The 25,577-nt window shown below is 36.5% G+C and carries 23 protein-coding genes; 9 read left to right on the forward strand and 14 right to left on the reverse strand.

Annotation, left to right across the window (positions count from 1 at the left end; genetic code table 11):
- Nucleotides 1-106: 106 nt before the first annotated feature.
- From SFA27_RS10835 to SFA27_RS10855, 5 genes are all read right to left on the reverse strand, one after another.
- Nucleotides 107-373, reverse strand: a complete 267-nt coding sequence (locus SFA27_RS10835; protein WP_407298047.1) for a hypothetical protein — start codon at nucleotides 371-373, stop codon at nucleotides 107-109.
- On the reverse strand, nucleotides 370-3,753 hold the full coding sequence (locus SFA27_RS10840) for a DUF6443 domain-containing protein (RefSeq protein WP_407298048.1): 3,384 nt from the start codon (nucleotides 3,751-3,753) through the stop codon (nucleotides 370-372). The genes SFA27_RS10835 and SFA27_RS10840 overlap by 4 nt, the downstream gene beginning before the upstream one ends.
- 6 nt (nucleotides 3,754-3,759) lie before the next feature.
- On the reverse strand, nucleotides 3,760-7,185 hold the full coding sequence (locus tag SFA27_RS10845) for a hypothetical protein (RefSeq protein WP_407298049.1): 3,426 nt from the start codon (nucleotides 7,183-7,185) through the stop codon (nucleotides 3,760-3,762).
- A gap of 7 nt (nucleotides 7,186-7,192) precedes the next feature.
- Nucleotides 7,193-8,794, reverse strand: coding sequence for a T9SS type A sorting domain-containing protein (locus tag SFA27_RS10850; protein WP_407298050.1), 1,602 nt, complete (start codon nucleotides 8,792-8,794; stop codon nucleotides 7,193-7,195).
- Nucleotides 8,795-9,291: 497 nt separating this feature from the next.
- A complete protein-coding gene (locus tag SFA27_RS10855; protein ID WP_047374671.1) occupies nucleotides 9,292-10,008 on the reverse strand; it encodes an aspartate/glutamate racemase family protein in 717 nt (238 codons plus the stop codon).
- An 85-nt stretch (nucleotides 10,009-10,093) separates the two neighbouring features.
- On the opposite strand from SFA27_RS10855, the gene SFA27_RS10860 reads away from it, so the two are divergent.
- Complete coding sequence (locus tag SFA27_RS10860; protein WP_407298051.1) at nucleotides 10,094-11,512, forward strand: PLP-dependent aminotransferase family protein; 1,419 nt, start codon at nucleotides 10,094-10,096, stop codon at nucleotides 11,510-11,512.
- 92 nt (nucleotides 11,513-11,604) lie between these two features.
- Here the strand turns inward: SFA27_RS10860 and SFA27_RS10865 are convergent, their stop codons facing one another.
- The 3 genes from SFA27_RS10865 to SFA27_RS10875 form a co-directional block, all read right to left on the reverse strand.
- Nucleotides 11,605-13,002, reverse strand: a complete 1,398-nt coding sequence (locus SFA27_RS10865; protein ID WP_407298052.1) for an alkaline phosphatase — start codon at nucleotides 13,000-13,002, stop codon at nucleotides 11,605-11,607.
- A 76-nt stretch (nucleotides 13,003-13,078) separates the two neighbouring features.
- The gene (locus tag SFA27_RS10870) at nucleotides 13,079-14,281 is read right to left on the reverse strand and encodes a GTP-binding protein (RefSeq protein ID WP_407298053.1); all 1,203 of its coding nucleotides are present in this window, start codon (nucleotides 14,279-14,281) and stop codon (nucleotides 13,079-13,081) included.
- 5 nt (nucleotides 14,282-14,286) lie between these two features.
- A complete protein-coding gene (locus tag SFA27_RS10875; RefSeq protein WP_047374678.1) occupies nucleotides 14,287-14,625 on the reverse strand; it encodes a MerC domain-containing protein in 339 nt (112 codons plus the stop codon).
- A gap of 86 nt (nucleotides 14,626-14,711) precedes the next feature.
- Here SFA27_RS10875 and SFA27_RS10880 point away from each other — a divergent pair, with 86 nt between their 5' ends.
- A complete protein-coding gene (locus SFA27_RS10880; RefSeq protein WP_047374680.1) occupies nucleotides 14,712-15,101 on the forward strand; it encodes a Fur family transcriptional regulator in 390 nt (129 codons plus the stop codon).
- Between the two features lie 72 nt (nucleotides 15,102-15,173).
- Here the strand turns inward: SFA27_RS10880 and SFA27_RS10885 are convergent, their stop codons facing one another.
- The 3 genes from SFA27_RS10885 to SFA27_RS10895 form a co-directional block, all read right to left on the reverse strand.
- Nucleotides 15,174-15,659, reverse strand: coding sequence for a hypothetical protein (locus tag SFA27_RS10885; RefSeq protein WP_047374682.1), 486 nt, complete (start codon nucleotides 15,657-15,659; stop codon nucleotides 15,174-15,176).
- A gap of 86 nt (nucleotides 15,660-15,745) precedes the next feature.
- Nucleotides 15,746-16,090, reverse strand: coding sequence for a hypothetical protein (locus SFA27_RS10890; protein ID WP_047374684.1), 345 nt, complete (start codon nucleotides 16,088-16,090; stop codon nucleotides 15,746-15,748).
- A gap of 44 nt (nucleotides 16,091-16,134) precedes the next feature.
- The gene (locus SFA27_RS10895; protein ID WP_407298054.1) at nucleotides 16,135-17,349 is read right to left on the reverse strand and encodes a hypothetical protein; all 1,215 of its coding nucleotides are present in this window, start codon (nucleotides 17,347-17,349) and stop codon (nucleotides 16,135-16,137) included.
- 215 nt (nucleotides 17,350-17,564) lie between these two features.
- On the opposite strand from SFA27_RS10895, the gene SFA27_RS10900 reads away from it, so the two are divergent.
- Nucleotides 17,565-18,059 carry a hypothetical protein gene (locus SFA27_RS10900; protein WP_047374688.1) on the forward strand — a complete coding sequence of 165 codons (495 nt, stop codon included), beginning with the start codon at nucleotides 17,565-17,567 and terminating at the stop codon, nucleotides 18,057-18,059.
- 61 nt (nucleotides 18,060-18,120) lie between these two features.
- Here the strand turns inward: SFA27_RS10900 and SFA27_RS10905 are convergent, their stop codons facing one another.
- The 3 genes from SFA27_RS10905 to SFA27_RS10915 are packed head-to-tail and all read right to left on the reverse strand — an operon-like array spanning nucleotide 18,121 to nucleotide 19,734.
- Nucleotides 18,121-18,348, reverse strand: coding sequence for a hypothetical protein (locus SFA27_RS10905; RefSeq protein WP_407298055.1), 228 nt, complete (start codon nucleotides 18,346-18,348; stop codon nucleotides 18,121-18,123).
- Nucleotides 18,349-18,366: 18 nt separating this feature from the next.
- Entirely contained in the window at nucleotides 18,367-18,828 is a 462-nt protein-coding gene (locus SFA27_RS10910) for an NUDIX domain-containing protein (RefSeq protein WP_047374692.1), read from the reverse strand.
- Between the two features lie 51 nt (nucleotides 18,829-18,879).
- Nucleotides 18,880-19,734 carry an AraC family transcriptional regulator gene (locus SFA27_RS10915; protein WP_407298056.1) on the reverse strand — a complete coding sequence of 285 codons (855 nt, stop codon included), beginning with the start codon at nucleotides 19,732-19,734 and terminating at the stop codon, nucleotides 18,880-18,882.
- A gap of 91 nt (nucleotides 19,735-19,825) precedes the next feature.
- Here SFA27_RS10915 and SFA27_RS10920 point away from each other — a divergent pair, with 91 nt between their 5' ends.
- The 6 genes from SFA27_RS10920 (at nucleotide 19,826) to SFA27_RS10945 (ending at nucleotide 25,222) form a co-directional block, all read left to right on the forward strand.
- A complete protein-coding gene (locus tag SFA27_RS10920) occupies nucleotides 19,826-20,803 on the forward strand; it encodes a polysaccharide deacetylase family protein (protein ID WP_407298057.1) in 978 nt (325 codons plus the stop codon).
- A gap of 103 nt (nucleotides 20,804-20,906) precedes the next feature.
- Nucleotides 20,907-21,296, forward strand: a complete 390-nt coding sequence (locus SFA27_RS10925; protein ID WP_264517885.1) for a MauE/DoxX family redox-associated membrane protein — start codon at nucleotides 20,907-20,909, stop codon at nucleotides 21,294-21,296.
- Nucleotides 21,297-21,533: 237 nt separating this feature from the next.
- Entirely contained in the window at nucleotides 21,534-22,469 is a 936-nt protein-coding gene (locus tag SFA27_RS10930; RefSeq protein ID WP_407298058.1) for an NAD-dependent epimerase/dehydratase family protein, read from the forward strand.
- A gap of 93 nt (nucleotides 22,470-22,562) precedes the next feature.
- Nucleotides 22,563-23,471, forward strand: a complete 909-nt coding sequence (locus SFA27_RS10935) for a helix-turn-helix domain-containing protein (protein ID WP_407298059.1) — start codon at nucleotides 22,563-22,565, stop codon at nucleotides 23,469-23,471.
- Between the two features lie 7 nt (nucleotides 23,472-23,478).
- A complete protein-coding gene (locus SFA27_RS10940; RefSeq protein WP_407298060.1) occupies nucleotides 23,479-24,180 on the forward strand; it encodes a type 1 glutamine amidotransferase domain-containing protein in 702 nt (233 codons plus the stop codon).
- Nucleotides 24,181-24,733: 553 nt separating this feature from the next.
- Nucleotides 24,734-25,222 (forward strand): DoxX family protein, encoded by a 489-nt coding sequence (locus tag SFA27_RS10945; protein ID WP_407298061.1) that lies wholly within the window; start codon nucleotides 24,734-24,736, stop codon nucleotides 25,220-25,222.
- The last annotated feature ends 355 nt before the right edge of the window (nucleotides 25,223-25,577 follow it).

Here is a 25,577-nt window from a genome sequence, read left to right on the forward strand (position 1 = left end):
CTGTTTTTAGTTTACTTAAAAAGTTCTAGCACTAGATTCTACCTATTTTCAAATTTCAGACAGAATCTTAATAGTTTATAATAGGGAAAACCATCACATCAGAAAATCATTTATTATAAGCTACTATATCAAAATATAATCCATAAGAATATATTAAAAAAAACAACACATTAATTGATAAAAACAACCATTTAAAATTGTTTTTGATTTTTATTGAATCAATGCCGCCATATAAACTATATAAACCGCCTATTAAAGAAAGAGTAATCATAACATTTTGTGTCGTTAAGAATGTATAATCACTTTTAGAAAAAATTACTATTAAAAGGAAATAAGCAATATTAATTAGTAAAATTATAATATTTTTTCTCATGGTTTCTTTTTTTCTTTTGTATTTAACTCTTTTACTACAGCATTGTATGCATTATAGCGATATTTATTATCAATTTGTGTATGGGCTGCACTTACAGGTACATTTATTCCTTTTGTTTTTGAAGGATCATTAATTTCAATATCTTCTCCACCTATCCCAGAATGCATGAATCCATCATTTTTATTATAATAATTAACGGCTGTTTTAACATTAGATGGTATTTTATCATCATCAATCCCAACTCTTGGATCATCAGCTATATCTAATGTAAATAATAAATCAACTTTGATATTAGGATGTTCATTTATAAGTTCAATCTCATTGTCAGCACCCATACTATGTCCAACCATAATTAATTTACCGCTTGGGCTCTGTTTTCTAAAGCTTTGAATCGAGGATAAAATATCATTTTTAGTATTTTCCCCTTTTGAAGAGGCAAAGATACCAACTTGTGTTGTTTTGCTATTAAGATTATTAATAATTCCTATACCATCATAATCTATTCCTCCATCCTTATTTGTTTTAACAAAATTTTGAGCTTGTGTTGCCCCATTAGGTGGATTCCCTACCCATCCTTGAGTTACAATAACTAAGTTTTTAGTAGTTTTATTTATTTCCATAGGTTCTAACCCTTCAAGTTCCCTTGAATCAACCACTCTGTTTCCACTGAAAGCATAGGTTGACCAGGTGTTATATTTTTCACTTAAAGGATCCACATTAAAGAACCTTCCCATTGCAGCATCATAATTCCTCCATCGGTAAGAACTCCACCCTGTTTCTGTCTGTTTTTCCTGTCCTTGGGAAGAGTATCTATAATTTGGCGTTAATGAAATAGAAATATTCAAATCTCCTCCAAACTCTAGCCCGAAAGGATAAAAATGGTTGGTTCTGTCAATTTTCAGGTTACCGGAAGCATCTTTATAATACGCCAGTCTGATGTTTCCTACCTGATCTGTATAGTTGTAAATATACTTATTTTGAACGAAATCATAGTAGCCTTCTGAAGTAGGAACGAAACTTAATACATCATTGGTGTATTGAAATCCATCAAGATAATCAGTTTTGTCAATCGTTTCTAAGTTGGTTCTTCCTGCCCCATAGGTATGGATTTTTCTCAGCTTATTCCCAGCGGCATTATACAGGTACTTTGTATTAACATAATAAGTATTCAACCAATCATGCGATACATACTCTTTGTCAAATTTAATATAGTTAGGAAGATTGAGGTAATTATAATCAATCTGTAACATGCCTTTATCCAAATGACTTGTCATATTCCCATTACTGTCGTAGGTAATAGGATTTCCTGAAGTACTCGGATAACCTGCATAATTTCCAGAAGCATCGTTTACTGTGGTAAGTCTGTTACCAGAATAAACATAACTAAGATCATCCATCTGCTGTGCTCCTACATTTGATAATAACCTGTTTCTCTTCAGGGTCTGGGTATTTCCGTTTACATCATAGGTAAGGGATTCATTATAATAATTATTTTGAGGAACAGTAGCATTGGGTTCAGAATAGATCCCACTTTTTAAACGGTCCAATCCATCATACTGATAATTATATCTTCTGAACGTTCCACCGTCAGCAGCCTGCCAATCTATTTCCGTAATATTCCCATTGTATTTCCCGGTAGAAACTGTGGAATAAACAGGGTTATGATATTTAAGCTCATAAGCAAAAAGCTTCCCGTTTAAGCTCGTAGGATCATTCACCTTTGTAATCCATCCGCGGATATTATAGGTCTGGTCAATAGACTGTAAAGGAGTACCGGTGGTGTTGCCTGTTTTTTTATTAACAAGCTGTCCCAGGTCGTTGTAGGTGTTTTCTACCAGCAATTCTTCCGTCAGGCTGTTCACCTTGTGATAGTGCTTCAGCAGTCTTTTCTGGTCATCATACACAAACCTTTCTTTAATCACTACTTCTGCATCTGCACTTCCTTTTTTGTGATAGGTATAGCTTTCATCCACAGCACCGGAGAAATCAAGCTTAAACTCTTTTTTAGTGTAACCCCCTAAATGATTCCAGCTTTTTTCAGCTACCTTACCTCCTTTTGTGTTGTAATAGAAATAGGTTTTCGTCCAGTTATCATCCTCAATATTTTTCACATATGATGTTGTGGGCATACCTTGAGTACTTACCCCTCCGTTAACTGCTTTATCTTCATTGACAACATACTGATCGAGGATTTTTGCAGAAGGAAACTCCTTGGCATCCCTTGGATAAGAATCATAGTAATTAACAGAAAGAAGAGTCTGAAAATTAGTAAAAAGAGTATTGGTGTAATATACTACAATCCCATTTTTGCTAAAACCTGTAGCAGTAGGTGTTTCGCTGATCACAAGACTGTTAATCTGCCCTTGTAGATCTGCCCGGTTTCCCCCGTCAATGAGTCCGGTATAGGCAATACGGCCAAAGAGATCATATTTGGTGAGCAGCCATTGTCCTTTACTTTTCAGGTTCACATCCTGGGTAAGCACCGGGCGGTCAGAAGCATCGTACACCACAGATTCCCAATCGTCCCTTCCCGGCAGTCTTTTCTCTACCTGTCTGTCCAAACCATCATACCTGTACTGGTAACAAAGGCTATTTACTATATCGGTGGTAACAACATTGTTGTTCTGTTCAATTTTATTTACTGCCAGAGCAGGAATCACAAATACCTTTTGTCCGTATTCATTGTATACATAATAGGTATCTATGTTTTGTGTCCCGTCTGTTTTACGCACCAGTACGGTCTCACCACGTCCATTTTGAAACTGAATAACCGGAGTTCCGTCCTCATCGGTTACTGTATTTTTGTATAATGTTCCTGCATCATAAAAGCCACCTCCTGATGCTATAGATACTGAAGAAATTGTTTTATTATCTGCACCTGTAGTAGTATTGGTGATAAATTTCTTTACCTCTGAGGCCTGATTGACTTCATATTTAAGCTTTTGCGTATGTCCACTTGCCATCTTCCATGGATCACCCGGCTGGGCCACTTGCAATACTCTGTCTAATGGAGAATTTTCTATCTCCTTTTCTGTGTAGGCATTGGCTGCACCATAATACGAATTAGCCGTACTTTCATTCACAATTCCAGTATGTATTGCTGAATTGAGAGTATTAGCCGGAACAGGAAGAATATCCTTAACCTGTCTCCCAAACTCATCATAAATAATGGGGGTTACTAAATCTTTCCCTGTAGTGGTCGCTTTTACACTAACAATCTGCTTTGGTCGTCCTAATCCATCAAAATAGGTAATAGACTCTGTTTTTTTGCTGCAATCACCACTTAGACAGGTTTTGGATTGTATATAGTTTTCTGTGGTACTTTGTGCATAGGTCATCATTGCTGTAAACAGCAGACCTAATAGTTGTATTTTTTTCATTTGTGCTTACTGTTTATAGTTATACTTGAATTCTTTGACCACTTTGAAGCTGTAAGTTCCAGCATTGTCTCTTTCCCTTACCTGAATTTGCTTCAATCGCTTGGCACTGTCATAAACATAGAGTTCTCTAATTCCTGAAGGTGGTGTAATGGTTGTTATCCCCACCAAAGGATCGTAAGTATACTTGGTTGTCATCCCAACGGGCTGAAAGGCATCAAGAGCCAGTAACAGCTCGGCTTCTTTCGTTGGATCAGCTGCATCTTCATTGGACCTGGCTACTATCGTACTGATCAAACCTTCCACCTGGCTATATAACGCTCCTACAATTTTTGCTATCGGCCTGGTCTTGTTGTATCCCCAGACAAAGCTGACAGGAGTTCCGTCTTTTTCTCTGTATTGAAGAATATTCCCTTTTTCATCATATTTTTCGTAAGTAACATCCTTAGAAGAAATAGTAGGACTTAGGGTATCATAAGAGTATTCAGATAATGGAAGCACCAGATTTCCGGTAACCGTATGAGGCAGCGCGGTTGGATAAATAGTTTCTTCCCTTGATGTCACTTTGGTAATATTATCTACTGTTTGCTGTGTTTTTGTTTCCAGTGGAATAGCTACCATATTCTTATTAATCATCAGCTGGTTACTTTTCTCGTGAGCATACTGATACGTCTTTTCTGTAGTAGACAAGTCCGGAAAAATAGTTTTCTGAGAGGTTATCTGGGTATGTTTTGGATTGTTATAGAAATATTGGGTCTCCGTTTTCATTGCAGTCCCATTCAGGTAGTCTGTTGTTTTCTGTGATTTCAGGTACTCGAAACGGGAAATGTTTTTGTATTGTACAATATCAAGATTATCCAGCTTATCTTCATAGGTAATTAGTCCTACAGGTTTACCAAAACAGACATCATTATATGTTTGAGTGATATTTTGGGCACCTACTGCCTGACAGTTTTTATACCCATCCACAGCATTGTATTTATGAGAATGGCTGGCAGTACAATAATTATACGAAATGGTTTTTGCCACATCTTCTGCTGTACAGAGTTTTGTTTCATTCTTAGTGACAGGATTATCATAATTTTTTCTGATCGAAAAGCCATCCACCTGATATTTTCTGCTATTGTCCTCTTCATAATTCATCTCTACAGTGCGTACCAGATTACCTCCGGCATCCAGATACTTAGTCAAAAGTTCGCGCCCATTATTCCACCCAAAGTTTGTCCAGACGGAGTTTCGGATATTATCTCCGTGAATTACTTTACCAAAATCATCTGAACTAATAGAATAATTATGGATAATATTGGATTTTCCCTCTACAATTTCCTGCACCGTTTTATAAAATACATTGGGATGAGTAGCAAATAGCTGGTTAATATTAGAAGAAGTCACCATTGTATAAGGAAATCTTTCTACACCTGTAGGAACAGATCCGCTTGGTAAGTTGGGGTTATTTGTGCTACAAGTTCTGGTATAAAGAAGCTGCTCCTCAAATGCTGGAGTTCTTAATACAACAGCCTCGGTGTTTTGCTCATTCAAATCACGGTAAACAAATTTTCTTGTATTGGCTACCCCATTTTCCGAAGTATCTACAATCTTAGCAATTCGTAGCCCACCAATTGGTCCTTCTTTGTCTCCATAAACTGCCTCCTTGGTTGTATAACTTGCAGATGCTGTGGAACGGGTACAAACAAATAGCGTCCAAACTTTAAGAGTTAAAGGTTCATCTTTCTGAACATGGGCAAAAAGGCCTGCTCCATTATTGGTAGGAAAAGTAACCGAATTACCCGCATCTGTAACCACTCCAGCAGGAGTTTTAAAAAATAATGGAACAGCCTGACCATTGGACTTTAAGAGGCTCACAATTGCCCTGTGTTTCCCGGTAACCTGCTCGGCAGGGTCACAAGCATTGTTAAACTGGGCACTTCCTCCCAGAGTGATGTCTTCTGTTCGAAGTGGAGTAAAAGCCACCGTATTTTCAACATGACCATTATTATCATCTGCCGTGGCTTTAATCTGAGTTCCTGTTCTTTCCGATGGACTGAGCATTACATTTTGCTCAATTGCAGTATGGTTTTCATAGGTAAACTCCGTAGATCCTTTTGTAGGATAAATTACCTTTTGAAGTATCCCAATAGCCGTGTGCTGAGGAACGACCGATTGTGATGCTCCATTGTATGAACTCCACATAGATACCTTTTCTTTGTAAGGAACCAGATTAGTGTTGGAGGTATTGCCGTTATAATATCCCCAGCTGTCCCTGCTAAAGGCCAATCTTGGAGGAAATACATCCGGTAAGTTGTACTCAAAGCCATAGGTAGTATTTAAAACACCATCCACTACCGAAGTAAGGAACAGACGGTTATTAGCGGTAAGGTTGTAATTGAGAGTAACATCATTAATTATACTGCCATTAACTTTTTTGGTAACTTTCTGTAATCTCTTATAGTCTCCACTGCCTCCCGATTGCAGGTAATCAAAAATAATCTCTCCATAAGAAGGATTGTTACTATAAATTCTTTTAATCTGTTTTCCGGTAACAGTCTGGTTATGGCTGATCAGTTCACTTACTTGAGGGTATCTGATAAATGCCGGGTTTCCGCAACCCGATGTCATAGGACCATCATTAGGAGTAGTATATGATAAGGTCTGTGATTGGCTCATAGTACCAGTATACCCACCATCTACATTCTCAATAAATACAACTTCTCCGCTGGTAATATCCTCAATTTTTGTCAAATACCAGGCTGTAGTGGAAATTGATATGAGAGAATGTCCTGCACCAGCGGTACGGTTGGAAGTAGTTTCCTTATCGGTAAAGTAGTATCTGGTTCCATTATCTACCGTTATCGTAAAAGAATTTCCACCACTGGTTCCCTCAATGACAACATCTTTTTGGGAATAAATAACTGGTATTCCTTTTTTATCAAAGACGAATTTGATCTGCATCCCTCCAAAGCTCGCCATATATAGATCCTGCTCTGTATCTATATCATCAAAGGACGCATCCTGGAAAAATTGCATAGCAGCAGTCGTATTAGCACCCAAATCTCCAATATTGGTTGGAATATTTATATTGGATTGATTATCCTCATCAGGTAAATCTCTTATCACTCTTGTGATCACCCCTCCGGAAATAAGATTCCAACCAAGTCCCGTAGAACCGTTCATGTCATCTACTTTGATTCCATTGGAAAAATAATTAAGCCTGATGGGAATATTAATATTCTCAGTTGCAAAAGATGTTACAGGAATATCTATATTGGCATTCCCTGTGAAAAGGCTTACCGGAAGATTTCCAAATGCTCCCAGTTTATAGGATTCAGCAGATGGAGGAATGATATTTGGAAGCGTTGACTGTTTGCTTCCCGTAGTTTGCGCGAAAGCCACGCCAATAGACAAGTAAAAGAATAAGCTTGTAATATTTCTTTTCATTGTGTTTTTATTTCTTAATTAATTTGGCATTCGCCGTTTTGTTGGTATCAGTTTTTATAGTCACCAGATAAGCTCCCTGAACCAAAGCCTGTGTATTAATCTTTGTCACTCTGTTCTTGGTTTTAATATTCTGAAGTTGTCTTCCAGACATATCATACAACAGAATATCAGCACCTTTGAAATCAAAGCCGATTTCTACGTAAGCATAATCTGATACTGGATTTGGATAAATCTTAATGTCATATTTTTCAATCAGATCATTTACCTGTTTGTCTCCCAGTTTCACAACCTTCCAATTCTCTTTACCCAGTTCTTCTGCACTGGTTCCTGCCAATATAATAGAACCATCTCTATTCAGTTTTAAGTCAGAAAGTCTCTCTTCTTTTTGTCTGAATTCTCCTTTCACATGTTTTCTCAACTGTTCATTGCCATTGTGATCCAAATACAGCATCCAGAAGGTTTCATCATCATTCTGTATTCTTCCTTCAGCTTGGGTATAACCTCCTAATAGAATGCCCTTGGAAGATTTATCATCTGCGGAATGAATCACGCTCATTCCCATCAGGATATCACGGTTCTTGAAATTGTATGATTTCTGCCACTGTTCATCACCTCTTTCATTTAAAGAAATCAGCCAAAGATCTGTTCCTTCTTCAATGCCCACCGTTTTATTGCCTGATCTTTCTGACCTTGATTCTCCACCAATGATAAAGCCTGTTGACGTTAATGCAAGGGTTCTGATATGATCATCACCTTTGCCTCCGAAGTTCTTTTCCCATTCTACTTTTCCGTTTTTGTCTAATTTGACAATCCAGTAGTCTCCTTCACCGAAGTTTTCGCTTTGTTTTTGTACAGTTGTCAGATGTCGGGTGTCGGATGTATTTTGAGGACTTTGTACATTATACATTTTACTTTGTACAGCTGAACTCCTCGAATAAATTCCCAATAGCGCTCCTCCATCTTTCGTCGGAATCATTTTCTCCACTTCGTCTAAGCCTTTTCCGCCTAAGATTAATTGGGAGAGTTCTTTTCCGTTTTTATCGATTCTGGTAATTAAGACATCTTTAGAGCCATAACCTTTTGAAGAGTTTTGAACATTCCCTGCAACAAAGAATCCTAAGTCTGGAGTTTGGATTACAGCTCTGGCTTCTTCATCTGAAGAACTTCCTAAAGTCTTTTGCCACAATTCATCACCGAATTCATTGATTCTGATCAGCCAAATATCTGACCCACCCTTGGAATCTTCTTTTTTATCCAGACCTTTTCCAGAATAGGATGTTCCGGCTAATAGAAATCCACCGTCCTGTGTGGTCACGGTTGCTGATAAATAATCATGATTTTGTCCGGAAAAGTATTTTTCCCAGGCTTCTTCTCCCTGCTGGTTCAATTTTACAAGGTGAAAATCATAGCCGTTGTTTTGTTTGCTCGTTTGCTGTAATTTGTCGCTCTGAATCGAGCTTCCCGTTATCAGATACTGCTGATCGATAGTTGTAGTGACCTGGCTAAGAAAATCCTGAGTAGAGGATTTGATGTCTTTCTGCCACACCACTTCCTGAGCTAATCCCAGGACAGTGCATAAGGTAAATGCACCGAGATAGATTTTTTTCATTCCCGTATTGTTGTTTTCTGAGTTAGTGATTAGTTTTATTAAAACGTAGCGAATTTAATATTTTTTAAGACATGAAAATTACTTTAATACAGTCTGCGGTAAATCATACTATTTATTCTTTAATTCTCCTTATTTATATTGAAATTCATTTTATTCTGATGTAAAATTATCTCCTAACAGCGACAAAACATGTCGTATTAAAATCAAAAATGGACTTCTCGAAAGAGAAAAATAAAATCGTGAAATATCCATGAGTTACGATCTTTTTTATCTTCCATAGAGGTATATTATCTATCTTTTGTAGTTCTGAAATATTTAAAAAATTGAAGAATTATATCCCCATTTGTTATATCGGAGACCAAAAAAAGAAATAATTGTCATTATGAAAATAAAAAGTACCATATCTAAATAATATGGTACTTATGTTTGAAACCATTAATAAATCGAACTCATTGATTATTATTGGTTTCTTTTGAATTGAACTGTATTTTAGTGTTTTATGAGACTGCTGTTATGTTGCGCTTTGAAACGGCAAATGCTACAGCTGCATCTACATGAATCTGAATAGTATCAAATACCGGAACAGAGACATCTTCCTGTTTGATCAGAAGTGGAATTTCTGTACAGCCTAAAATAATCCCCTCTGCTCCACGGTCTGTAAGCTCCTGAATAATCTTAAGATAATTTTTTTTGGTTTCAGGATTAATAATGCCTCTGCTTAATTCATTTCTTAAAATATCCTCTATATAATCCCTGTCTTCACTTTTCTCAGGAATAAGAGGTTCCAGACCACTTTCGATTAGTTTATCCTTATAAAAATCAAGCTCCATCGTATAACTTGTTCCTAATAAACCAATTTTTTTTAATCCTTTTCGTTTAACGGCATTGGCTGTAGCCGTTGTAATGTGGATGAGTGGTAATCCTATTTTCTCTTCAATCCTGTCGGCAACAATATGGGCTGTGTTGGCACAAAGTACAATAGCTTCTGCTCCTGACTTTTTTAAATTTTCGGCGGCATTATACAGAAGTTCAAAAGTCGCATCCCAGTCGTAATCTGCATTAAATTGCTGAAAATGGTTAAAGTTGACAGAATATATAATACATTCCGCAAAATTCAATCCACCTAATTGCTGATTAATTCCTTCATTTAAAAGACGGTAGTAGTCTAAAGTAGAAGCCCAACTGATGCCTCCTACCAATCCTAATTTTTTCATATTCTTCTTATTTTTTTGTTCAGTAAAAGTAGATATCTTTATTATATTGTAACAGATACAAAAAATGAATATATTAGTATAACAGATGAAAGATTTTCAATACATAGCACTTGCAGATCAGTTTGAGATTTCCATCAATAACGGAACGTATCCCGTGGGGGCCAAACTTCCATCATTACGCAGTATCCGGCAACAATTGAAAATAAGTGTCGGGACTATTCTGAAAGCTTTCACTTTATTGGAAGATAAAGGTCTGGTAGCCGGAAAAGAAAGGTCGGGATTTATTGTGCTCCGAACCTCTGTTTCTTCTGTAAGTCTTCCAAAGCAGTCAGAAAATAGCACCCTTGCTCAAAAAATAGCGATTGGAAAAGTGTTACAGGAAGTATCATTTCCTGATTCGGAAAACAAATCTTATGTTTCATTTTTTAATGCTGTGTTACATCCGGATTTTCTACCTTTTAATGCTTTGCGGAGAAGTTTACAGCAGGCTTCCAGGGATTTAACAGGCCGGCATTTACAGTATGAGCCTGCTGTAGGAAATAGTCAGTTGAGAACGGAAATTGCTCGAAGGTCTTTCCTTTGGCAGGCTAATATGTCGGCTGATGATGTGGTTATTACGAATGGTGCTTTGGAAGCAGTCAATCTATGTCTGCGAGCTGTAGCAAAAGCGGGTGATACTGTACTTGTGCAGTCCCCAATTTACCATGGTATATTGCAGACAATAGAAAGCCTTGATCTTAAAATAATCGAATTTTCCGGTTGTCCTTTGACCGGCATCAATATTCAGGAATTGGAAGAAATCTGCAGCAAACAAAGAATTTCTGCATGTCTTTTAATTTCAAATTTTAATAATCCAAATGGAATTACTTTAAATGATGAAAAGAAATCAGCAATAGCCGCTTTTGCTGAAAAAATGGAAATTCCGGTCATAGAAGATGATATTTATGGAGACTTACATTTCCAGACACAACGCCCAACAACTATAAAAAGCTACGACCATCATGGCTGGGTTATGCTTTGTTCTTCTTTTTCTAAATCGGCTGCACCTGGTTACAGAATCGGATGGTGTGCTGCAGGAAGGTTTACAGAACAGGTGATCAAATTGAAAACTGTTACTAATGTTGCAACGGCAAGCATTGTACAGTCTTCTTTGTTGCAGTTGCTGAAAACAGGAGCCTATGACCGTCATCTGCGCAAGCTTCGGCCTGAACTGCATAGACTGATGCTACTGACTATTCAGGCAATAGAAAAATATTTTCCTCCTGATATCCGGATGAGCCAGCCCGAAGGAGGTTTGGTAGTGTGGATAGAGCTGCCTGCCCATATTGATGTGTTTGAACTTCAGAAAAAAGCCATTGATCAGTTTGTAAATTTTGCCCCTGGACCGTTGTTTTCCAATAGCGGGGATTATAGAAACTATATCCGGATCAGCTGCAATAATGTTTGGAATGATAAAGTAGAAAATGCACTGAAAAGATTGGGAGATATTATAAAGAGCATGTAAGTGAATAATGATGGATACATAAAAAACAAGGCGGACACACTCAATCCGCCTTGCACTCTCCCAAATAATTAAATATGAAAAAATATGAATGTCTATATCAAACAGGCTTTCAGCATAAGATCATGCAGGTCTGTATTTTTAATAAAAGGCTGTAAAAGTTCATTTCCAGGCCCATAAGCTGCTACTTCCACATAATCTCCCGAATGATCCATACTGATCCATCCTACTGAATTTCTGCTTTTCTGAATTTCTGAATAAAGCTTGAAAGGCAGTTTTTTATAATTATAAAGCCCTTCTTCTTCTTTTTCAAGTCCGTTGTAGAAACTCAGAAGATGTTTGGCTTCATCATCATTCAGAATGATTTTGTTGCCTTCATAGATCCAGTCTTTAATGTCTTTTACTGAATAGTCTTTCTGAATCTTGTTCAGAATATATTCGTTGGTATATTGATATTCTGAAATACTGTTAAACTTTTTGGTAGCATCAGTTCCGTAAATCGTTCCGGGATTGGCATTTCCATGATCTGTAGTAATGATAACGAATGTATTTCCGTCTTTTTCGGCAAAATCCATTACTGTTTTTACAGCCTCATCAAATGCCAGCTGATCGTGAATGAGTGCTGCTACATCATTGGCATGGGCTGACCAGTCTACTTTTCCGGCTTCTATCTGAAGGACAAAACCGGTGGGATGATCTTTCAACTGATCAATGGCGGTCTTTGCCATTTCAGCAAGAGTTGGTGTATTTTTAAATTCCGGAACATGAACTCTGTCAATACTGTAAGGGAGTGCTCCTGAATTGAATATTCCTAATAATTTCTCTCCTTTTTTGATTTCTTTCAAGTCGTTTTGTGTTTTTAGAATCCTGTATCCCTTTTTGCTGTACACAGAATAGAGATCTTTCTTGTCTTCTCTTTTTGCTGGATTGAAAAATTCATCTCCGCCTCCTAACAGCACATCCAATTCCAGGTCTGCATACATTTCAGCGATTTGGGGTTCTGCATTTCTTTTTGAAGAATTTACACAGAATCCTGCAGGAGTGGCATGCGTAATAGTAACGGTTGTCACACAGCCTGCTTTCTTTCCTGCTTTTTTATATTGCTGCCATATGGGAAGATGTTTTTCACCGTTGGCCCCCATGTTCAGGACTCCGTTCTTCACTCTTATTCCTCCTCCGAAAGCGGAACTTGCTGCAGCGGAATCAGTTACAATAGAACTTGCAGAGGCAGTGTCCATCAGAGCTCGTGTCACTTTTTTCTCATGATACAGATTGAGCCAGTTACTCCCTTTTCCCAAAATATTCCGGGAATACAGATCAGCCATTGAAAGTGTTCCAAGACTCATTCCGTCACTTACCATAAAGATGATATTCTTTGCTTTTCCTTTCCTGGGATTTTCTACAGTTTTCCCGAAGCTCCAGAGATCAGATGGTGATAAGGTCAATAACCCTGAAAGTAATGCTGAACCTTTTAGAAATTTTCTTCTGTCCATATTGTGTTGAAATAAGATGATAAGTTGTTGTATTTAGTTTTTTATCAAACCAAGTTGCATCAATTAAAGGTTAATTTTAAATATTCTTTGGGAAAGGATCTTCAAAAGGTTGTTTCTGATCAAGCAGTTCTTTTTCCTGTTCATTAATAAGGCAATGCTGGAGGTCTGATAACATTTGATCTTTATCCAGGTTCTGCCCAATAAACACAAGCTCATTGATTCTGTCACCCCAGGTTTTATCCCATCTGCTTTCTATAAATTCCTGATTTTCTGCAAACGAAGAATACTGTACCCGTTGGTTCATGGGCATGCTGCCCCACCATACCCCAGCCTTTTCCAGACGGAAAGAACCTCCGGCCTGGGAAAAATTCAAAGCATCGTCTGTTCTTGAGGCCAGCCAGAATAAGCCTTTTGCCCTTATTGTTCCTTCAGGATAATGATGATTCAAATAGTTCCAGAGTCTCACAGGATGAAATGGTTTTCTATCTCTGAAAACCAGTGAGCTGATTCCATATTCTTCAGTTTCAGGGGTATGATGTTCGGATTGTAATTCTTTTTGCCAGCCAGCTGAAGATTGTGCTTTATCAAAGTCAAAAAGCTGCGTATTTAAAATTTGCTGAGGTTCAACCTTACCAAATTCTGAATGTAGAATGACAGCATCAGGGTTTAATTTTTTAATGGCAGCTTTTAAAAATCCAAGTGTTTCAGAGTTGATAAGATCTGTTTTGTTTAGAATAATCACATTCGCAAACTCAATCTGGTCTGTAAGAAGATTGACAATTGTTCTGTAATCTCCTTCCATATCGGTAAGATCACGATCCATCAATAGTTCATTGGACCCGAAATCTTTCATAAAATTGAAACAATCCACTACAGTTACCATTGTATCTACATAGCTGAAACGGGAAAGGTCTATTCCACTCTCATCATCAATATAGGTGAAGGTTTGGGCAACCGGAATAGGTTCACTGATTCCTGTACTCTCTATCAATAGGTAATCAAAACGATTTTCGTGAGCAAGACGTTCAACTTCTATCATCAGATCTTCGCGGAGTGTACAACAGATACACCCATTGCTCATTTCTACTAACTTTTCTTCTGTTCTTGAAAGAGTATTTTGATTTTCAACAAGACGGGCATCAATATTAACTTCGCTCATGTCATTCACAATGACAGCTACTTTCAAGCCTTGTTTATTATGGAGAATATGATTGAGCAATGTGGTTTTTCCAGCTCCCAAAAAGCCACTGAGTACCGTTACAGGAAGTTTCTTCGTCATGTATTTTAATGTTTATGATTTTTAAAATTGATGATATGGCCCGTAATTAAACCTGCAGCTCCAAAATAGATCAGAGGAACATGAATTTCAAATATCAGGTCGATAAGTACAGAAATAAAAATGAGAGAAACTGATATCCAGAATAAAAGTTTCAGCCAGTGGTTGGTTATTTTTCTGGTTACCCTGAATACGACAATGGTACCAATACAAAGGAAACCTAAATCAATATAGGGATTATGTGATATTCCCAAAGGAACAATCAGTAATAACGGAAAGACTATACAATGAATCAGGCATAAAACAGCAGCGGAGATTCCTACAGCATCAAGAATTTTTGACTTCATAATAGTATGGATTAATTTTCTTATCGTAACTTTGTTGCAAAAGTATAAATAAAAATTCAAATAACGCAACTTTGTTGCATTAAAATATGAAACAAGTTAGAAATACGCATGCTAAAACTGAAATTTTAAGTCTTATCAATGACTCAGAAATAGCCCTTACCCACTCAGATATTCAAAAAAAATTGGGTGATCTATGCAATAGGGTAACGATTTACAGAGTATTGGAAAGACTTGAAAATGAAGGAGCTATCCACAAGATTGTTAATATTGACGGGGTGGTGAATTTTGCGAAGTGCAGTGGAAAATGTACTCATGAAAAGCATTTTCATAATCATGTTCATTTCAACTGCAAAGAATGTAATTCTGTAACGTGTATTGAAAATGCAATTCCGGAAATCAGTTTACCGGAACATTTTATTGCACAGGAATACAATTTTATCATCAGCGGGATCTGTCCGAAATGTGCTGATGCTTAGAATGATATATAAAAAGCCAGGCAGATTCGCTAATTTGCAAGTCTGCCTGTTTTTATCACAATGAAATTTCAACTATAAAGAAGAGATATAGACTTCTATTTTGGTACCATCATAATTGAATGTGCCATCAGAATTTCTTTTGCCTAATACCCATTTCATATCTACAGGTACAGACCATGCAGATCCTAATGAAAATCCGTTAACAGATCTTATTTCATTTCCTTTTCCTGTTGTAACCGCTGAATGAAACCAGCTTTTATCAATAAGTCTGTAGAAACCAATAGCTTTTCCTGCAGGAATGGGTGAATATCCGTCCCACTTTTCTCCTAAAGGATAGTTAAATACAGTTAACCATTTTTGTCCGGCTGATTCTGCCAGCTGAGCAGGACTTATGGAGGCGCCACGCATATACAAAGCATAGGCTACCACATCATGACATACTCCACTGTTGTATTTCGAAATATTCTCTGCTCCTGAGAGAATAGCATGAGCAACGGGTGCTCTTTCTGATAGGGATAGCTGAGCCTTCCTGGCTCCTTCCGGTGTAATAAATGACATATAATATTTTGTTTGGTAATGTAAAGATACAGCTTTATATTTAATCACTCTTGTTGGAGAATTGGACTGGATTTTTTAGCACATCATTAGTCTTTTATAAATTCCAGTAAGCGTTGTCTTGTAATTACCTGGTTTCCTCTATAAAAATCATCATCATCCAGTCTGGCCAGTGATGCGGTGGATTGTTCAGAAAGCCATATAACAAATGATTCTCTGTTTTTAAAAACCGTTGGAACTGAAAAATCAATCCCATCATAAAGTTCTCCGTATAAAAATTGATTTTTTTCATCCATTTTCATAGCCATTCCGCAAAAATCACGGTGCCGATATCCAAGTAAATATCCTTTTTGTAGTTTGTCAGCAACAAGTTCTGCTATTCTGTAGCCCAATAAAGCAGTGTCAGAAGCTAAGAAAATAGGATCATTGATCATGAAATATAAATATTAGAAATTGAACATATTATGATTAAATATATCTAGCAATAGTACATACATTCGTAGCTGAAAAGTTTTCCCTCTTTAAAAGTAAAAATAAAGAGTCCTGCATCTCCGTTCTGGATGTAATATTCGTGTGGGGACGAAATCCAGCGTGCAGACAGCATATCACCAAAACGGGTTACAAAATTTCTTTCATCATAATGGGAATCCATACGTTCATTTCCCAAAACTAAAATTTCACCATTACTGAAAGACATTTTATAGATACTTCCGGAAACTTTTCCTTTATATTCTTCAAAAGCAATAATGATATTGGGTGTTCTGTAAAAATATTGGGGTTCCCAGCCACATTCCGACATGTTTGGAATATCTTTAATCTTCTGCATCTCCAGCTGCTTCATCTGTGCACCTGTAATTTTTCCGTCAAAAAGGGCAGTTTCCTTCCATATAAAATGTAGATTTAAAGCTTTAAGTTTTTTTTCATAAGCTTTAGCTTCTGGTTTTTTTCCAAATTGATCTGCAAGAAGAAGCTCAAAGTCAATATCTACTTTTGAGTTTTCTACATTGGTATTGGCATATGACTCTTTCCAATAGTTTAAGGCTTGTTTAAGATTTTTATCTTCCAGCCATGCCATTTCACGTAGTCTTCCAACCTGAGCCACTTCTTTTTCCTTGTCTTTACCCTTTACTGCCAGATAGTCTTTCAGAACTTTTTCGTAGGTAAGTTCAGCACCCAGATATTTCATTTGGATATATTCGGGATTTTCGTGGAAATGATCCCCAATATAGATCCAGCCATCCTGATATAAAGGCACATAATCAATACAGACCATTTCATTTAAAGATGCTTTCCTTACCGGGATGCTTTCTGTTGTAGAAGCTTTCCGTACACGCAGTTCCGATACCTGTACATAGAAATGCGGACATTGGAATCCTTGTGATCCTCTATTGAAATATTGGGCAGGTTCTCCGGAAGACTTTTTACCACGCATCGTTTTTTGTAAAGACTGGCGGTCTATAAAACCAATATCGCCATTGCTTACCTGTACTTTGTATTGTGTTCGGGTGGAATCGAGAAGGTAAACAGGTGCCTCGGTAGAAAACACTCCCAGAAGATCCTTATTATTTCCCTGATCACGGTAAAGGTGTCCCCATTCGGATGTATAAACCGGTTGTTGGCCGGGGCTCTGAGCCATAGTATTGTAAAAGCAACAATGAATGATGCTGGCTCCTAATAATATCTTTTTCAACATATAATAATTTGTATAAGGCAAAAATCACTGGTTTTAACAGGTAGATTCGTTATTGTAATAGAGTTATTCCCATCAAAAATACTGAAAAATGAAGGGTTGTCCTATACTTATTGTTATTCAGAATGGGTATAAATTCCATCCTATTCACCTACTTCCATTGGGTAGAGTAAATAAAAATACTATTTTTATCGGCCAAAAAAAATTAAAGACTAATTATGCCGACTGATGCTTCTCATAAGCTGATTCCGATGACAACTTTCGTGTTGGAATATTATTCACACGAAGGATATGCTGATCTTCAGATTTTGAATCTGATGAATAATTATGCCAATTTTTTAAAGAAGCGCCTGACTCTTGGAATGTTTGTTCCTTTAGATCGTGAAGGAAATATTCTGAAAGAACCCAAAAATTATACGGAATGGAAGTCTCTCGATCATAATGACGGGAAAAGAACAGATGTTGCAGGATTTGAAGAATATGCCGAATATCAGAAGGCAGAACAGAACTGTATGTTTGAAGGTTTTAAAGTAGACTATAACGGATATTCAAAAGTGAGAATCATTGCTTCATATGATGCTTCCATTGAATTATCTTTTAATAAGAACGACCTGATTCCTTCAGGATATCATGATGTAGAATCACTTACCGTTTTTGATGACATCTTTTTAACATCGAGCGCATTAAAAGCGATAGGAATAATAAAGAGGTGAAACTTTAATATATAATGAAAAACGTTTATCAGTCTGATAAACGTTTTTTTGTTTTGATATTTTATCTTACACATTCTCCTGAATGGCAGTGATAGCCTGAAGGACACTGTCCGTTGATACAGGGACCCGCTGCATCAGGATAGCATCTTTCATCTGCGCGGCAATGAGAATGAGGAGGGCATAAGGAAAGCAGATTTCCAAGACAGATGCCTACAGGAAGAGGAAGATTCAGCTCTATACCAATTTTTCCCACAATGTTTTTTAATGTTTTTCTGTTTAATTTTTTCATGGTTTTTGTTTTAAGGTGTTACTGTTTTTTTACTATATTTTCAAGTTCTGTTATGAAACCTTTCTGTGCCGTATTGATCCGTTGCTGTGCTTCTTCTGAAGCAAACCATTCCCATTGATCTACTTCGGGAATTTCTATTATTTTGCCGGATTTGGGTGGCCATTCCATAGAGAAGGTATTGCTGTAAAGTGCTGAAGTATCAATATGCCCCTCCAATGCCCAGGCGTAAACTATTTTTCCTCCTTTTTGCTTAATGGGTGACAACTCAATAAAGTTCCCTTTCACTGTTTTTCCTGTTTCTTCTTTAAATTCCGTTAATGCACGTTCCAATGGATTTTCATCTGGAAGCAGCTCTCCTTTTGGAATAGACCATGCTTCCAGGTCTTTATTTTTCCAGAAAGGCCCGCCAGGATGAACAAGAAAGTAATACAGACTATCTTTTTCTTTTTTAAAAAGCAAAATACCCGCACTCGTTTTCATGGGCTTAAAGGTTTGATTATTAAAGATATGAAAAATATATAATCCGGAAGGTCAGTAAGATAAACTATTCTTTTTAAACTCAGAAGGAGACATTTCTTTATATGTTTTGAATATTTTATTGAAATGACTGGCATCATTGAACCCCAGTTTATCGGCAATCTCACTGATATTATAATGGCTCTGAAGCAAAAGTTTTTCTGCAGTTTTCATTTTATGCTGTATAACATGCTGTTGTATAGAAAAGCCTGTTTGTTTTTTGATATAAATGCTGATATAATTAGGGGACAGCATAAATTCTTTAGCCAGGTTTTCAATTTTCATTTTATCTGCATCTAAAGCATTAATGTTGATATAATACAACATCTTTTCAATTCTGCTTACGTTTTGTGTGACCCAGTTTTTGGTAGTACTATTATGCATTGTATTTCGGATCAGAATAGTGATGATACTGGAAAAAAGATCGGTTGTGATTTCTTTGTTGTACGTATTTTTATGGTTGAACTCATAGAGAAGGATACGTGCAAGTTGTAGCAGATGTTCCCTGTCCGTTTTACTTTGAATCACCGATTCATAGACAAAAGAATGGTCTTCCATCAGAAGTTGGACCACTTTTTTAAGCTCATTATTTTTGTTGGACAAAAGGTTTTGCCAGATATACTGTTCCGTAAATTTTATATAGATGAAACATGTTTTACTGGTAATGGAAAATTCATGCCCGTCACTTGGTCTCAGAAGGAAAACATCCCCTTTTTTATAAGGAAAAGTAATATTATTGAGATGATGACATCCTTTTCCATTCTCTATGATAATGAGTTCATAAAAGTTATGATTATGATACTCAACATCCCAGATTTCTTTTTCGATGCTGAAAACATTAAAAGAATTGAAGTTAACGATTCGTTTCATGAAAGAATGGATTTTTACAAATTTACCATTAATTCTTACAATATATCATAATTCATTATTGACCAATTTTGCTCTATTAAATACATTCAAAATGAAATATATAAAACAATCAATACTGTTAGTTGCTTCAACAATTGTTCTGATGTCTTTTTCTGATCATGATAAGGATAAAAGGGCAAAAAAAGATCAATCTGAAACAAAAATTCTAACAAAAAAACAATGGCCGAATGGAGCTCAATTGGTGATTTCCGTTTCTATGCAGTTTGAAACAGGCGGACAGCCTGAAGACGCTGAAAGTCCTTTCAGTAGTACTCCACTTCCTAAAGGCAACCCGGATCTTCCGGCAGAAAGCTGGTATCGTTACGGAGGAAATGAAGGAATTTACAGAATGCTGGATCTATGGAAAAAATATGACATTAAAGTAACTTCCCATGTAGTGGGAACAGCAGCGGAAAAGTATCCGGAAGTGGCAAAAGCTATTGCAAACGGAGGTCATGAAATTGCAGCTCATGGTTTTACCTGGGATAATCAGTGGAATAAGAATTATGCTGATGAACTGAATTTTGTAAAGAAAGGTGTAGATGCTGTTGAAAAAATTACAGGCCAGAAAGCTGTTGGCTATAACTGTAACTGGCTCAGAAGAAGCCCGAATACCCTTAAAGTGTTACAGGATCTTGGTTTTCTGTATCATATTGATGATTTAAGCCATGATGAACCTTTTATTACCAAAGTAAAAGGGAAAAATTTTGTTGTCATTCCTTATACCCTTCGTAACAATGATATCGTCAATATTGAAGGAAAACACTGGAGCCCTGATCAGTTTTTAAACCAATTGAAATTTGAATTCGACCGTCTTTATGAAGAAGGAGCTTCCAAAAGAAGAATGATGAGCATCAGCTTTCACGACAGAATCGGTGGAACTCCTGCAATGATGCATGCTATGGAGGAATTTATTAAATATACTAAAGAAAAACAAGGGGTAGTCTTTATGAGAAAGGATGATATTGCCAAAATGGTTATAAATGATCCTGACACTCTTGTTGATAACAGTGAAGAAAAGTTTAACTAAGTAAAGAAGCGGGAAGCTGGAGGAAAGAAGGTATTGAAGTCTGCAAAGTACTTTTATGACCTGTATAATTTCCTTCTTCGGTCTTCCATCCAAAAATACCTTTATGAATAATACAAAAACAGCCTATTTTTTCCTTCGCGTGTCTATGGGAATTAACCTTTTAGGGCACGGATTGGTTCGTCTTGTAAAACTACAGGACTTTGCATCAGGAATGATGAAAGGTTTTGAAACAAGCTGGCTTCCACAGCCATTGGTACATCTGTTCGGGATTACACTCCCCTTTTTAGAATTGATGATCGGATTACTGCTGATGGTTGGTTTTAAAACCCGCATTGCCACTATAGCTGGCGCATCCCTGATTATCCTGCTGCTTTTTGGATGCAGTACGGTTGAAAATTGGGAAGCCATGGGAATTCAGATGATCTATGCAGGTTTGTTTTACATCCTGATCAGCAGAATAGAAGACAATTATCTGGCTTTAGACAGGAAATGATAAAAGAAAATTCTAAGAGCCGGGAAAGTAAAGAAAACGAAGAGAATACTATATTATTCGAACACTGTTAGCTTTTCTTTCCCGGCTTTTTTATGTCATCAGAGATTATGTTACAACTTCCATGGATTTAGCTACCTTGTTTTTATAATTATGCCCGAATTTTGCATCATAAATAATAGCGACTGAAAATATTCTATTTATTTTGAACGCAATACATAACCCTCAAAATTAGAAATGATGCAAACCATATTAGGAGCCAATGGACAGATTGGTGAAGAACTGGCAAGAGAACTGAAAAAAAATTATACTTCAGACATCCGCATTGTCAGCAGAAATGCTAAAAAAGTAAATGATACTGATACTATTTTCTCTGCAGATTTATCAGACAGAGAAAAAGCTATAGAAGCCGTTAAAGGAAGCGAGATTGCTTATTTCACACTTGGACTTCCTATGGATACAGATCTGTGGGAAAAGCAATTCCTGGTGATTTTGAAAAACGTCATTGAAGCCTGTAAAATCAATGGTACCAAACTGGTTTTTTTTGACAATACCTATATGTACCCTCAAAATAATGAGGTCTTAACGGAACAAACCTTATTCTCTCCTGTAGGAAGAAAAGGAATGGTGAGAAAACGGATGACGGAAATGCTTTTAAAAGAAATGGAAGCAGGAACAATAGAGGCTGTCATCTGCAGAGCTCCTGAATTTTATGGACCGGGAAAAACTCAAAGTATTACCAATAGTCTTATTTTCAATGCAATTAAAGAAGATAAAAAACTAAAAGTTCCTTTGAGAGACAGTAAGCTGCGAAGCCTGATCTGGACTCCTGATGCAAGCCGTGCAACAGCTTTAATAGGAAATACGCCTGATGCCTATAAACAGACATGGCATTTACCGGTAGATGATCATAAACTGAATTATGAAGAGTTCATTGCTTTGGTTTCTCAGATTTATGGTAAAGAATTTAAGTATTCTGTAATTCCGAAACTGGCTTTTAAAATAGGATCTTTATTCAACAAAAATGCAAAAGAATTACTGGAACTGCTTCCAAGATATGGGTATGATAACCTTTTTGATGATTCAAAATTCAGAAAAAGATTTCCGGAATTTCAGGTAACCACTTACAGACAGGGAATTGAGCAGATAAAAAAAGAACAGCAGACGGCAAAATAATCACGTTAAAAATGGGTAACTTAGAAAAACGAACACCACAACCGAAGGACAAAACATTCCCCTCCTATGGAAGGGCGGTAAAAAAGAAATAAAATGAAAGCTCCTGAAAAAGTAACCTCCATTACAGCATTACACAAATATCTGAAGTTGAAAAGACCTTCCAACCCTTTGATCAGTGTGTTTGATTTTAATGAAGTGAATGTAGATCCGGAAACTATTCTGAGTGCGGTGACTACAGATTTTTATGTGATTTCTATTAAAAAAGATTGTGCAGGAAGATGCAAATACGGACAGCACTATTATGATTTTGAGGATGGAATCATGTATTTTATTGCTCCTCATCAGGTTCTGCAGTTTGAAGATATTCTGCTTTCTGAGGTTAGGGGAAGTGTATTGGTTATTCACCCCGATTTCCTGCAGGGATATCCGTTGGCTTCTGTTATAAAAGAGTATGGATACTTCTCTTATTCTGCCAATGAAGCGTTGTATCTCTCCGAAAAAGAAGAAAAATCTATAACGGATATTCTGGACAATATCAATAGGGAGATTGAAGCCAATATGGATGGTTTTACTCAGGATTTATTGGTATCCAACATTGATTTGCTGTTAAAATACTGTGACAGATTCTACAACCGTCAGTTTTTAACCCGAAAAAAAGTGAATCATGATCTTTTGACTCAGCTTGAAACGTTACTCGATGATTATTTTAAAAGTGAAAAACTGTTGATCAATGGGATTCCCACCGTGCAGTTCGTAGCAGCACAAATGAATATAAGCCCTAATTATCTGAGTGACATGCTGAGAGTCCATACAGGACAAACAACGCAGCAGCATATTCAGAACAGAATGATTGAAAAGGCAAAAGAGCTGCTTTCTACCACCACAATGTCCGTTTCTGAAATTGCCTATAATTTAGGATTTGAACATCCCCAGTCTTTTCACCGCTTATTTAAAAACCAGACGGCTGTTTCTCCATTGGAGTTCAGAAAGTCTTTTAATTAATGATATCATGATGAAAACTATCTTATTAATTGTAACAAACATAGAACAATATGCCAGTGGTCATCTTAAAACCGGATTATGGCTGAGCGAGCTTACCCATATTTACCACGCGGCAAAGGAGAAAGGATGGAAGATTACCATAGCTTCTCCTAAAGGTGGAAATACTCCTATTGACCCGGAAAGTCTGAAACCTCTGGTGCTTGATGGTATTTCAAAAAGTTATTATGAAAATCCGGTATTTATGAATGAATTGGCTCAGACAAAAAGCCTTGATATGGTAAAAAATGATTCCTTCGACTGTATTTATCTTGCGGGAGGACATGCTACCATGTATGATTTTCCTGATAATACTACTTTACAGGAGATTCTCAGAGATCAGTATGAAAGCAATAAAATGGTTGCTGCGATTTGTCATGGGGTCGGAGGATTACTGAACGTAAGACTTTCGGATGGAGAATATATGATTAAAGGTAAAGCTGTTACCGGATTTGACTGGTTTGAAGAAACATTGGCAAGAAGAAAAAATGAAGTTCCTTTTAATCTGGAAGCAGCCCTTAAAGAGCGGAATGTACATTACAGAAAAGCATTTATTCCTATGACTTCCAATGTTGTAGTTGATGGCAGTTTGATTACTGGACAAAATCCGTTTAGCTCTAAAGAAATGGCTAAAGTAGTAGTTTCTGAACTTGAAAAACAGGCATTCATGTAGAAGGCAGCTATGAATATTTTACTATATTTGTTTTAATTCTATGGTATTTATGGGGGAAAGAAATGGATTATGGCGGTATATACAGGTATTTAATGTATTTTTAATGCTAGTCCATTTGGTGATCCTAAAAACTGAAAATTCCCAATTTTCTTCTATCAAAATCAAACAAAATTACAGTCAGGAAGAGACATCTCATAAAAAATGCAATAAAATTGATCTGGAAGAAAACAACAGAACTCCAATAAAGTGCAACAGTAATTATTGTTCCGGCTTTTCTCTGTTTTTTACCGCTTCTTTTCATTCTTTTGCATTTGAAAAATTTATGGATCAGGAAATCAATAACCGCTATTTTTTGTATGATGATCCACCCTATTATTCATTTTTTAATTCTATCTGGATTCCTCCCAAAATAAAAATGTAGATTTCAGATACCCGTAAAGAACACGATCTGAAATTAACAAACAGAATCCTATTATTTAATCAACATCACATGACCAGCTATTGTTCATGGTTTTGTCATGTTGATGTAATCAATCAATGAATTAAAAAAATAATGAAAACAATATTATCAAACCTCGAAAAAAATACAGTCAGCATCTACGTAATTTGCAGAATATTAATTGGATTATTCTTTTTTATAGCAGGTTTCAATAAACTTTTCCATCCTATTTTTCAGGGGTATATGTTCAATACCATCAGTACTATAGGATTTCCATTTCCTCAGTTTACCGCCAATTTTACCGCTTTTTGTGAATGTATATTCGGTTTATTTTTAATGCTGGGCTTTTGGACAAGAATAAGCTCTGCATTTTTAATTATCATTATACTTGTTGCCTTATTTACGCATGATCTGAGTTCCATTCCAAAGGAACTTATTCCTATAAAATCTGAAACCGGAGTATATGAAATGGATCCTTTTACATGGCTGAGCTATTTCCTTTATTTACCTCAGGTACTGTATCTTTTGTTCCTGCTCCTGTTCTTGTTTCAGGGTTGCACAGGATTTGGAATTGATACTTTAAAAAAAACAGATCTTAAATAATTAATTAGTTTAAGCAGCTCTTTTTTAAGAGCTGTTTTTTTGTTGGATAATCGCAAAGGCGAAAGGTGTTTTAAAATATATAATTAGGTGCAGGAAATCAGAGATTTTTAGTAAGAGATGTGTTATAAATTTTCTCGCAGATAAAACAGATTACGCAGATTTATATAAATATCTGCGTAATCTGCAAAATCAGCGTGAGATAAAAAAAACTATGCTCTATTCTACTTTATAGGAGATAAAACCCTTGCGCCTTTGCATACCTTAAACATACAAAAGCATACGGTTTAAAAAAGTATTTAAAATAGAAAAACGCAAAGTTTTAATGGTTTCAGATTTTTACTAAAAATGAGCAATG

This window comes from Chryseobacterium sp. HR92, assembly GCF_045689405.1.
In the GTDB taxonomy this organism is placed as follows: domain Bacteria; phylum Bacteroidota; class Bacteroidia; order Flavobacteriales; family Weeksellaceae; genus Chryseobacterium; species Chryseobacterium viscerum_A.